We start from the raw sequence: 12214 nt of genomic DNA on the forward strand, positions 1-12214 counted from the left end.
GACCGGCCTATACTTCTTTTCCCTTTTTGTAGTAGGTTTCCATGACATCTTTTGGAACCATGCTGCCACCTGTTCCCCAAGCGATATGTGCTGCATTTTTAATTTTGTCCTCTAAATGGTTATCCTCGATATACTGTTGCCCAGCTTCTTCTCTGAATAATTGAATGGGACCATGAACTCCGGCTAAAGCAGAAGGCTCCATTTGGATATTTTCTGTGTCGGATAGCATACTTAATAGTGCGTATAACTGCTCATCTTGTACAGTATAGGATCCACTCATAAGGTTTTCCAAGGTTTTCCCGACGAAGCCTGAAGCTCTGCCAACAGCCAGGCCATCAGCATCCGTAATGTTATCAATACCAAAGTCTTGTACAGATACTTTATCATGCATACCTGTCATTAATCCGATCACCATACAAGGTGAATGGGTTGGTTCGGCGAAGAAGCAATGGACATGATCTTTGAAAACTAACTTTAACCCAAACGCTACTCCACCAGGTCCGCCGCCAACTCCACATGGGAGATAAACAAATAGTGGGTGATCCTCATCGACAACAACATTCATTTCTTCTAATTGACCTTTCAATCGAGAAGCAGCAACAGCGTATCCTAAAAATAAGTTGATTGAATTTTCGTCATCAATAAAGTACATGTTTGGATCTGCTTCTGCTTGTTTCCTGCCTTCCTCTACTGCCTTACTATAATCGGATTCATACTCAACGACGGTAACACCCTTGCTTCTGAGGAGGTCTTTCTTCCATTGCTTTGCGTCAGCCGACATATGAACATAAACCTTAAATCCTAATTGCGCACTCATGATGCCAATACTAAGCCCGAGGTTTCCAGTTGATCCTACGGCAATCGAATACGTAGAGAAGAACTCCTTGAATTTATCACTATCGATGATTGAATAATCATCTTCCACTGTTAGCATGTTATTCGCGATCGCTAAATCTTCTGCATGTTTTAAAACCTCATAAATGCCGCCTCTTGCTTTTATCGATCCCGAAATAGCGAGATGACTATCACATTTGAGCAATAATCGACCTAAAATTTCTTGATGATAGGTCTCTTCCATTTTGCTTTGCATGGTCGGAATTGGAACAATCGGTGATTCGATAATTCCACTCATTTTTTCCGTCTCCGGAAATACTTTCATTAGATAGGGCGCAAATCGATGTAATCTTTCTTCTGCATCTTTTACATCCTCTTCTGATAGAGAAATTTTTTTAATGGCATCGTCAAAATTTTCATATTTCGAGTTTGTCCAGAACACTTCTTCTGTCGATATAATCTTGCTCATTAAAGGATAATCCTCTTCCCATTGCTTGATCGTTTTTCCTTCTATCATCCGATTTTCCACGCTGATCAACTTCCTTTCATTTTTTATGTAAAAATTTAGATAAATTGCGTTAAAATCAATACCCCTCCAAGGGCAATAACCGATGCAAGAACAGTAGCAGCAGTAAAGCTCTTAAACGCATCTGGTAAGGATAACCCCAAGTATTCCTTGACAAGCCAGAAAGCAGAGTCGTTTACATGACACCATCCAATCGCCCCAGCACCAATAGCTAGAACAGCAATTTCCGGACTCAAATCTGGATAAATAGCCAACAATGGACCGACGATTCCCGCAGCACTAAGCATGGCTACCGTCACAGATCCGATGGCAAGATGTAGAATGGAGGCTACGAGCCAAGCCAGAATAATTGGGTTCATATTTAAAGATTGCATAATATTAGATAACTCTGTACCTAACCCACTATCAACTAAAAATGCATTATAGGCACCACCGCCACCAATGATTAACAAAATGGCTGCAATCGACTTAAACCCTTCCTCTGTATGAGATAATAGTTCCTTCATCTTTAGACCACGAGAAAGTCCAAGGGTGTAATAAGCAACAAATACAGAAATAAGCAACGCGATTATTGGGTTCCCTAAAAAGGTAACTAAATTGAAAGAAAAAGAACCTTCTGTAAGATATAAATCACTTACTGTTTTCCCTACCATAATGAATAAAGGGAGAAGAATTGTAAATAAAGTAATTCCAAACCCGGGAAGCTTCTCATCTGGCGTCGGGGCTTGTACCTCTATTTCATTACTTTCTTCCATCCTGGACCTGCGACTAATGAATTTCGAAAAGATTGGACCAGCAATAATGGCAGTAGGTGTTCCTATAAGAAGCGAATAAAAAATAACTTTCCCAACATCAGCCCCCAACATTTCAGTAATCGCAAATGCCGCAGGATGTGGAGGGACCATGGCATGTACAACCATCAATGATATCGCCAATGGAATTCCGATCCTTAACAGCGACATCTTCGCTTGTCTGGCAACAATGAAAATGATTGGAAAGAGTAAAACAAATCCTACTTCAAAGAAAACCGGGATTCCAGCAATTAGCCCGATCAGTGACATGACCCATGGCGCACGTTTTTCTCCCATCGCATTGAGCATCGTTCGCGCTAAGCGCTCAGCACCACCAGAGATCTCCAGCATCTTCCCTAAAATAGTACCAAAACCGATGACAACAGCGAGTGATCCAAGCGTCCCCCCGACTCCATTTTCTATCGAGGCAATAATATCCGTTAGGGGCATCCCTGTAGATACACCAATAAAAATGCCCGCCAAAATTAGTGAAATAAACGGATGTACTTTAAGTTTAAGGATTAGAAAAATTAGTAATACGATAGATAAAAACAAAACTAGCATCATCATTGCACCTGTTGGCATTTTATTCATCCCTTTCACTCCGCACGAGGCAGAAAATATCATTCTATTTGTGTGTCTTAAGCAAATTTTTGGCTAATCTAAAGCCAAAGAGATAACAACTATCCGCCACTTGTTACAACCCAATATCCAGATTTGTATAGAAGCGCTTTCAAAATTACCGTCTACCATTCTTGCAAGATAGGATTAAAAGATATCAATCAAATAATTAAGTATTATTTAATTTATTTAATACAACTTAATGATAGCGCTTTAACTTTGGGAAATCAAGCGTTAAATTAACTATAATTTAATTAATTAAGTACAATTTAATTCAAGCCATAAAAAATAACCGCTCATTTTCTCCTGTTGGTGCATGATAACAGGAGTGAAGAACGGTTAAAAAAATGACATTTTTAAAATGTGGGAGGGGTAACAGCAAAAATGATCGTTACTTCTTTATCTGTGGTATTTTCCCATTTATGTTGTACACCCGGTGGTATTTTCACACTATCCCCAGTATGTAAAGTCTCAAGGTCATCACCAATTTGTAACAGGATACTGCCTTCTAATACGTATGCGACTTCTTCTCCAATGTGAACAATAGGATTTTCAGCTGAATTAGACAGCGGTGGTATTTTCATTAGGACCATTTCAATGTCGCCGCTCAAATCTGGGGATAGCAACATATACTCCATATTTTGAGGTGGTGGAAAGACAATTTTTTTTCTGGAATTTGCTCTTGTAATTAAATCCTTGCTACTCTCAGATTGGGTAAAAAAACTAAGCAATGGCACCTCTAATGCATCTGCAATCAACCTCAGCGTATTTAGCGATGGATTGGAATGTCCTCTTTCAATTTGACTTAACATGGATGATGAGACATTCGTTTTTTCTGCTAATTGTTTAATATTCAAATTCTTTTTAATACGATATTTAGCAATTGCTTTTCCTAATTCTAGATTATCCACAGCTAATCATACCTTTCATAAAAAAACATCATAATTCTTATTAATTCTTCCCTTAAATTTAATCATATCACGAAGCTAACACGCGTAGAAGCAAGTGCGAAACTTCGACAAATTTCGAGGAGTGACAGGCATCTCACTAGTGGAAAAGAAGAGATGGTTACTATCGAGGAATGCCACCAGCAAGAAGAAAACCATTTATACATAGCAGAAGAAAACGTAATAAACGAAACGCTCCCGACACATTTTACGATACGTGGGGAAAAAGAAAAAGAAAATAAAAAAGAAAAACAACAACAAAAAACAGCTCTTTATCCAAGTATAGAATATAAACTAGGCATAGGCCCTCTCTTACAGATTCATTCAAAAACAGAAGGTGCGAAAGGAGTCATTGGGTTTTGGGATGCTATTGGATTAGGGGTTAAGAATGGGAATGTTAAAAAGCTTTTGTCATGGTTCAATAACAAACAGACAACTTACACTATTGATTCTACTTAAAGGTCACACAAACATCCTGTGACTGCTATTAGCTATGATTCGAAACCATTATTCAGCAAAACTCAGTGCTAGTCCCATGCCAACGAACCGGCCAACTCACTCCTGTTAATCAAAAAACCAGGGCATGCCAGGCCCTCTTCTCTGACACAACCCTGATCAACATACAGCTATATCAAGAAACCTGTTTAGTATATCTGCACTTCGGAAAATTGCTGCAGCCGTAAAAGGGGCCATACTTCCCCTTCTTCATAGACAACTGACCACTACATTTGGGGCATACATTTTCCCTAATGTCTCTCTTCTCTTTCCGCACTTTTTCTTTTCGGTTATTTTTTATATCTGCTACATGCTGTTTCTTGATCTGTCTCTTTTGGTTCTTATCTTTAAGTATTAACCCTTCAAGTGCCCGGTTAATCTCTCTTAACTCAGGTTGACTAATGCATTCAATATTCCACTCTTTAATCACTTTCGTTAATTGTGGAAATTGAATAACCCTTGCTGATTGGAAATCTTCTTTGAATTTGAAAGTGGAACTTTGCGAAAAGGCAATAATCGAGTGTATAAACTTAAAATCTTGTTTATTTATGTATCCTTTTATTGCTTGAATATGGCCATAGTTTTGCCAGATGGGGTTGAATAACTTTTCCTTCCGTTTATAGATCGTCTGGGTCCAATATCTTTGATTCTCCGTGCCAAATATCCATCCTTGATAATGTTTGGTTTCAATGACAAAGATTCCGTACGGTGAGGTAACCACATGATCGACCTGTGTAGTCCCACCTTCTCCATTTGGCACATAAAGATCATGGAATATTCTATACTGGGTTCCGAGTTCATCTAATGCCCGATTTACATACCACTCTCCTACAGCGCCTTTAATAACTGGATACTTCATTTTCAACACGATCATTCCAGCTAGAAATACCCATGGGAATATAGTCGGGGCAAGTAAAAAGAGTATGGGTAAGAGAGCAATAATAGCTAGTATTATAATTACCTCTTTTTTCATTTTGTAGAATTTCCTCCTAGTTTTAACAAAGTAACAACTTCATAATTTTACCATTATATCTAGTAATATAGAAGGTTCATGACAACCCTCACCACACATCCAACCACCAAAACCAAAAAACCTCCCTTAGAATAAATCTTCCTAAAGGAGGTTAAAAATTTCATCTACATATTCTCTATTAACGTTAACTTACTTTTTTGTCCACAACCGGCTTAACATACTCTTCATTCTTCGTATAAATTGTAAGTCCCTTAATATCTTTGTTGAACTTACTAAAGAATAGACTGATTACATATCCATAGATAAATGAACTAAAGAATGACATGATACTGACAGCAAATGGTGTTAGATCGGTTTGTTTTACGAAATAAGCAGTAATGGCACTTAAGACTAGTCCGATTACTACACCAGGCGTATTGGCACGTTTCGTAAAGATTCCAAGGGCAAAGATACCTGCAATTGGCACACCGAATAATCCGGTAATGGCCAGGAATAGATTCCACGTTTCTGCCTGGTTAGTGGAAATAAGATAAACAGCCGCTGCCATTCCAAGAATACCAGCAATAATAATCACTATTCTTGCTAACCATACATCGCTCTTCTGATTCCCATCCCCAAATAGCCTCTGCTTGAAGTCAACTGTAATACAGGCAGAAATACTATTTAAACTAGATGAAATAGTAGATTGGCATGCAGCAAAAATTGCAGCAATTAGCAGGCCAGCAAGACCTGTAGGTAACGTAGTCACAATAAAGTATGGTACTATTGCGGACGTATTAAATCCTTCTGGGAGGGTTGCGACATTGGTATAATAGCTATATAGCATTGTCCCCATCCCAAAGAATACTGGGATTGTAATTAAAGCCAGAATTCCATTTGTCCATAAAGATTTATTTGTTTCTTTGATTGAACTTGTTGTTTGATAACGTTGAACAACATCCTGACTTGCTGTATATTGATGTAAGTTATTGAAGATAGATCCTAAGAAAATAATTGGAATTGCTGCAGCTGCTCCTCCAAATTGGAAATTTTGAGCTGTGATTAACTTATCATTATTAATGGCTTCATTAAGCACAGTTGAGAATCCGCCATCAACAGCATTGATTCCAAGGACTACAAGTAAAATAGCTCCACCTAATAGAATAATCCCTTGAATAACGTCACTCCAAATTACGCCCTCCATCCCGCCAAGGAATGTATAGATGATACACAGGCCACCAACTGCAACCGCAATTAAGATCGGATTAATATCCGTAACGGTGGTAATGGCCAGAGTAGGTAAATAGATAACAATGGCGATACGGCCAATATGAAACAGGGTGAATAATAAACTTCCTATCAACCGAATGGATAGCCCGAAGCGTGCTTCCAAATATTCATAAGCTGTTGTTACATTCAGCTTTCTGAAAAACGGAATGTAGAAAAGTATCAGTACCGGTATAATGGCAAAGATAGCTAGATTTCCAGCGGCATAAGACCAATCAGATAAAAATGCTTGTTCTGGTGTCGACATGAACGTAATTGCACTTAATGTTGTTGCATAAATACTGAATCCTGCAGCCCATGCAGGAATTTTACCTCCCGCTTTAAAGAAGGCATCCGTATCTTTACCTGATTTTTTCGTAAAATAAACCCCTACAGCTAACATTGCAAGTAAATAAACTATTAATACTACCCAGTTAACAGTGCCTAATCCTACTTTTTCCATCTGGTCTCCTCCTCACATTTGTTTTAATACTCCATCAATTATTATTTAAAGCGCTTTCTATTCATCTCGTATTTTTGATAATCAAGGCAGCTCGTCATGCACCACCTTGATTATCATTCATTAACCTAAATTATAAATCAAAATCTTTCACTAATTGTTTTACTTTTTCAATGCTGCTTTCATCCAATGAACGCATCGGTTTCTTGACTGTACCAGCATCAATGCCTTTTACATGTAAAACTTCTTTCAATGTCTGATACAATCCGATATCCAATACTTTCTCAACCATGTCATTGCTAGTATGTTGAACGTCATAGGCCTCTGCTACTTTGCCCTGCTTAACTAGATCAACAATCTGTCTTGCCCGCTGCCCATTAATGTTATATGTGCTTCCAATCGCACCATCTACCCCAGCGACCACACCATGAATTAACATCTCATCGATACCAAAGTAAATGAGTTTTTCCGGGAATCGATTACGCAGACGTTCCAACACATAAAGGTCAGCAGCGGTATACTTCACACCGATAATCTTATTATTTTGGAAAAGCTCCTCATATTGATCAAGAGATATGGATACACCCGTTAAAGCAGGAATCGCATAGATAACCATGTTATTGCCTGTCGCTTCAATGATTGCTTCATAGTAGTGCTTCACTTCTTCAAATGAAAATTTATAATAAAACGGTGTTACAGCAGATAAGCTGTCATAGTTAAGCTCTGTCGCATATTTACCTAGTTCAATTGCTTCATTCAAGTTAATCGATCCGACTTGAGCAATTAACTTCACCTGTCCATTGTTTTCCTCACTTACAATTCTAAAGATCTCTTTTTTCTGTTCTGTAGTAAGCATAAAGTTCTCACCAGAACTACCATTTACATAGAGACCATCTACTCCCTGAACCTCAATATTTTGTCTTACAATCTCCCTTAAACCTGCTTCCTTAATGTTTCCGCTTTCATCAAACGGTACAATTAGAGCTGAATATAAACCCTTCATTTGTATGCCTCCAATAATAGATTGATAATTTCGGTTAACAAAGATATAATATTGTCAGACCAATTTTTATTACACTTTCATAATATAGGCCACTGACTCATAAGTCAACCACTTTTCAGAAAGTGCTTTCATTTTAAAATAATAATCTTATGGTATATTGAAATACGGGGTGGTAAGGTGGCTATTCAGAAGACATCATTAGTAGATATTGTTATTGAGAGAATTAAGGAATATATAGTAACGAATCACTTAAAACCAAATGATAAATTATTATCCGAAAAAGAATTTGTAGAAAGCTTACAAGTAAGCAGGACAGTTGTAAGAGAAGCATTAATTTCATTACAAACACTAGGAATTGTTCATATAAAACCTGGTGGAGGAGTTTACGTTGCAGATACAAAACTGGATTCCATTAGCAATATTTTAAAGCATCACTATGATACGAACGGAGTAAAAATAAAAGAATTAGTCGAAATCCGAGAAATTATCGAGTTAGGTGCATTACGACTTATTGTTGAAAAAAATGTGGCGGTGGATTTTCAACAGCTGAATGATATTAACGAATCCTACTATCGTGCAATTATGAAAAAGAGAGAGACGAAAGAGTTTGACCGCCTGTTTCATCAGGAATTAATTAAAGCAACGGCCAATTCGACTTATTTCATTTTTAGTGAAATTATCAATGAGTACTTTATGCTAACCAAGTTAGATTTAGTAGAAAAAGAAGATGCGCTAAAAAACTCCTATCATCAGCATAAAGAAATCATCCATGCTATACAGAAGAAAGATTTGCCACGTGCACAACGAATAATGAAGGAGCATTTCCAGCCGATTCGGAACTTCATTATTCAAATGGAGGAAAATGCAAATGAAACCAATCGTCGAATCTGAGAGACAACCATTAAAGAAAACCGTAATCCAGGAAATTAAACAATATTTAATAGACTCCGGGTTACGGGCTGGTGACCAGCTCCCAACCGAGAGAAAGTTCATGGAGATGTTTGGTGTAAGCAGATCCGTAATTAGAGAAGCGCTTAGTTACCTGGAAAACACCGAAATCATCCGTGTTAGACAAGGGCAAGGGGCCTTCTTAAATGAATCTAATATTGAAAACCTATTAGATAACTTTTTCTTTTTATGGCAGCTTAATAACGGGAAAATTCAAGAAATTTTAAGTCTAAGAGTTATTTTTGAATCAAGCGCAATCGATGAAATTATAAAAAACAATAATGCAGAAGAGCTATCTATTTTGGAGCAAATCGTAGAGGAAAGCATGCACGCAACCACATTGGAAGAATTTCGCGAGGCTGATGTTCGTTTTCATAAACAAATTCTATTAGCTACAAACAATGATTTATTTATTCAAATCACCAATATGATCACCAGTTATTTCTTCCAGGTCCAATATATTCAATTAACATTAGAAGAATACAAAATAATGGCAAACGAACATAAAGGGATTGTCGAAGCATTGCAAAGTGCAAATGCAGAAAAAGCAAAATCATTACTAACCAAACACATTAATAATACAAAAATATAGGAGATTTGTTATGGCTGATTATTTAGCAATCGATATTGGTGGAACTTATATTAAATATGCGTTTATGAACAGCGAGAAGAAATTGTACGGCCATAATAAATTGCCAACAGAAGAAAATGTAGATCATGCGTTAATTAAACAGGTTGAAGGAATCATCCAAAGTGCCTTAGAGGCGGTCCCTATTAGCGGCGTAGGAATCAGTACAGCCGGAATCGTAGACCGGGATAAGGGKGAGATTATTTATGCTGGCCCAACTATCAAAAATTATAAGGGCACTGCCTGGAAAGAGCAGCTCTCACAAAAATTCCATCTACCTATCCATGTGGAAAATGATGTTAATGCCGCTTTATTAGGTGAACGCTGGCAAGGTTCAGCAAAAGGCATGAATCATGTATATTGCATTACTCTAGGCACAGGGATTGGTGGTGCCTATTTTCATGATGATTTGGCCGATGGAGTACATCATCAGGCTAATTCCATTGGCTATCTATTATATAATGCAGATACCGATACCAATTTTGAAAATCGCGCCTCGACTTCGGCATTAAATAAGATGATCCAACAAGAATATGGAGAAAACGTATCAGCGAAGACTATCTTCGATTGGGCAAAAAACGGCGACCATACCTCCAATGTATTAATTGAGAACTGGACCCGGGAGATTGCACGAGGATTAGCACAAATCATACTAGTAGTCGATCCGCAGTGTATTATTATCGGCGGCGGTATTTCCGCTCAAGGACGTTATTTATTAGATCTTATTGAAAGACAGATTCCATCATTTTTACCTAATCACTTTTACAAAACAGAAATAAAAGTGGCGCAGCTATTTAATGATGCTGCACTATATGGGGCCGTTTACCCGTTTAACAAGGAGGAGAAATGAGTTGCTAACTAAAGTAAAAGGTGAATTAATCGTATCATGCCAAGCACTGCCCGATGAGCCGCTGCACAGTTCCTTCATCATGTCAAAATTGGCACTGGCGGCCGAACAAGGAGGAGCAAAAGGAATTCGGGCCAATACGAAAGAAGATATTACTGCTATAAAAAGTGAAGTAGACCTTCCTGTTGTTGGAATCGTTAAAAGGGATTATGATGGCAGCCCTGTCTTTATAACCCCAACAAAAAAGGAAATCGATGAACTATTAGAAAGTGGCTGTGAAATGATCGCCATGGATGCCACAGGCCGCACACGGCCAAACGAGGTCAAAATCCAAGAATTAGTACAATATGCGAAAGAGAAAAATCCTTCTATCCAACTGATGGCTGACATCGCGACGTTAGAAGATGCAATTGAAGCTGAAAAGTTAGGGTTTGACTGTGTTTCTACTACTTTACATGGTTATACAGAAGAAACCAGTGGAAAGAAGTTATACGATAACGACTTTGAATTTTTAAAGGAAGTCATTCAACATGTTTCCATACCTGTTATTGCTGAAGGAAATGTGATTACTCCTGAAATGTTTAAACGATGCTTAGAGCTTGGTGCTTATTCAGCTGTTGTAGGTGGAGCAATTACCCGACCTAAAGAAATTACAAAACGATTTGTTGAGCAAATATAATTGGCTTACCAAATACACAATAAATCCTGGCGAAAAATTACGGGTTAAAGATGAACAACCTTATCGTTTATAGAGTTAGTGTTATAGCACCCTTAATCCGAAAGCTGTTGCAGTAATATTCTGCAACAGCTTTTCCATTATCTCAGCTACTACCCGCAAAAACCTCATCTCCATGCTGGACAGTTTTGGGAAAATGTATGTGTAGGTTCTATCTTCTTTGTTTTATTGATAGCGTTCACATAATTGACAATAGTTCATGCATAGAACGGGAGTGGATATCATGGAAGAACAGGGAAAATGCCCCCAGCTTCTCCAACTGAGGCAGGAGAACCGTCCCCCTGCTTCGTGCTATAATATGGTTCGGGGTGAGTTTGATGCGTTTTGAAGATCGTGTACATATGTATGAATATAAATTAAATGATACGGATGACCAGGTGGTTGAGTATATCATGCAGAACAAGGAGCTTGTGGTGGCCAAATCGATTCAGCATTTGGCGGCAAGCCTGTTCACCGTTCCCAATACGATTACAAGGCTTTCTAAGAAGCTGGGCTACGACGGGTTCTCGCAGCTAAAAAACAGTCTGAAGGATGAGCTTCATTCAGCGGCTCACATAAACGAGGACAGTTCATACTACTATATTCAGAAGACATTCGAACTTATTGATACAGGGAGAATCGAAACAGTCGCCAAAATGATTCATGGAGCCAAGCATGTCCTTTTCTTTGGTGTCGGCGATACCGCTGATTTTTGCGAAATGATGGTGCGCCATTTACGGGTGGTCGGCAAGGCCTCTGAATTCTCGCTTCACCGTCATGAAATGATTCATATGATGGAGCAGATGAACCAACAGGATGTCCTGCTTTTGATCAGCCTGTCGGGCGAAACCCAGCAGGTGCTTGAAATGGCCGAAAAGGCAAAGGAAAAAGGCATTCCGATTGTTTCCCTGACGCACTTTAGCCGCAATTCGCTCCAGAAAGCCGCTTCGATCAATTTATATTGCTTTGCACCAAAGAAAATGAAAAATGGATACACCATAACGGACCGGACGCCAGCCATGATTGTCCTCCAGACATTATCGCAATTCTATTGGGACCACTACTAAAGATGTGTATAAATACACATGTAAACGCTTTAATTAATCCATTTCGTGTAAAAATAAGAGGATTTTAATCTTCTTATTTTTTTTTGGTACGATAAATCTGTAGTTGAAAGCACT

The 12214-nt window shown here is 38.3% G+C and carries 12 protein-coding genes; 6 read left to right on the plus strand and 6 right to left on the minus strand.

Annotated elements, in window-relative coordinates; genetic code table 11:
- Positions 1–7 precede the first annotated feature (7 nt).
- The 3 genes from dsdA to ADU22_RS03520 all read right to left on the minus strand — a co-directional run bounded on the left by dsdA (position 8) and on the right by ADU22_RS03520 (position 3683).
- Positions 8–1351 carry a D-serine ammonia-lyase gene (gene dsdA / locus ADU22_RS03510; protein WP_197280108.1) on the minus strand — a complete coding sequence of 448 codons (1344 nt, stop codon included), beginning with the start codon at positions 1349–1351 and terminating at the stop codon, positions 8–10.
- A 47-nt stretch (positions 1352–1398) separates the two neighbouring features.
- A complete protein-coding gene (locus tag ADU22_RS03515; RefSeq protein ID WP_231687840.1) occupies positions 1399–2745 on the minus strand; it encodes a GntT/GntP/DsdX family permease in 1347 nt (448 codons plus the stop codon).
- Positions 2746–3128: 383 nt separating this feature from the next.
- Entirely contained in the window at positions 3129–3683 is a 555-nt protein-coding gene (locus ADU22_RS03520) for a helix-turn-helix domain-containing protein (RefSeq protein WP_053360930.1), read from the minus strand.
- A 153-nt stretch (positions 3684–3836) separates the two neighbouring features.
- Between ADU22_RS03520 and ADU22_RS03525 the strand changes: the two genes are divergently transcribed.
- Positions 3837–4178, plus strand: coding sequence for a hypothetical protein (locus ADU22_RS03525; protein WP_053360931.1), 342 nt, complete (start codon positions 3837–3839; stop codon positions 4176–4178).
- A gap of 172 nt (positions 4179–4350) precedes the next feature.
- Here the strand turns inward: ADU22_RS03525 and ADU22_RS25125 are convergent, their stop codons facing one another.
- From ADU22_RS25125 to ADU22_RS03540, 3 genes are all read right to left on the minus strand, one after another.
- The gene (locus tag ADU22_RS25125) at positions 4351–5187 is read right to left on the minus strand and encodes an NERD domain-containing protein (RefSeq protein WP_053360932.1); all 837 of its coding nucleotides are present in this window, start codon (positions 5185–5187) and stop codon (positions 4351–4353) included.
- Positions 5188–5371: 184 nt separating this feature from the next.
- Positions 5372–6895 carry a sodium:solute symporter family protein gene (locus ADU22_RS03535; RefSeq protein WP_053360933.1) on the minus strand — a complete coding sequence of 508 codons (1524 nt, stop codon included), beginning with the start codon at positions 6893–6895 and terminating at the stop codon, positions 5372–5374.
- Positions 6896–7025: 130 nt separating this feature from the next.
- Positions 7026–7895, minus strand: coding sequence for an N-acetylneuraminate lyase (locus ADU22_RS03540; RefSeq protein ID WP_053360934.1), 870 nt, complete (start codon positions 7893–7895; stop codon positions 7026–7028).
- A 177-nt stretch (positions 7896–8072) separates the two neighbouring features.
- Here ADU22_RS03540 and ADU22_RS03545 point away from each other — a divergent pair, with 177 nt between their 5' ends.
- From ADU22_RS03545 to ADU22_RS03565, 5 genes are all read left to right on the plus strand, one after another.
- On the plus strand, positions 8073–8786 hold the full coding sequence (locus ADU22_RS03545) for a FadR/GntR family transcriptional regulator (RefSeq protein WP_053360935.1): 714 nt from the start codon (positions 8073–8075) through the stop codon (positions 8784–8786).
- Positions 8764–9435, plus strand: a complete 672-nt coding sequence (locus ADU22_RS03550) for a FadR/GntR family transcriptional regulator (RefSeq protein WP_053360936.1) — start codon at positions 8764–8766, stop codon at positions 9433–9435. Before ADU22_RS03545 ends, ADU22_RS03550 begins: the two co-directional genes overlap by 23 nt.
- 10 nt (positions 9436–9445) lie before the next feature.
- Positions 9446–10321: an ROK family protein gene (locus ADU22_RS03555; RefSeq protein ID WP_053360937.1), complete on the plus strand. Its 876-nt coding sequence runs from the start codon at positions 9446–9448 to the stop codon at positions 10319–10321.
- 1 nt (position 10322) lies between these two features.
- Positions 10323–10997, plus strand: a complete 675-nt coding sequence (locus ADU22_RS03560; protein WP_053360938.1) for an N-acetylmannosamine-6-phosphate 2-epimerase — start codon at positions 10323–10325, stop codon at positions 10995–10997.
- A gap of 374 nt (positions 10998–11371) precedes the next feature.
- Complete coding sequence (locus tag ADU22_RS03565; RefSeq protein ID WP_053360939.1) at positions 11372–12100, plus strand: MurR/RpiR family transcriptional regulator; 729 nt, start codon at positions 11372–11374, stop codon at positions 12098–12100.
- Positions 12101–12214 lie beyond the last annotated feature (114 nt).

This window comes from Bacillus sp. FJAT-27251 (genome assembly GCF_001273925.1).
In the GTDB taxonomy this organism is placed as follows: Bacteria; Bacillota; Bacilli; order Bacillales; family Cytobacillaceae; genus Mesobacillus_B.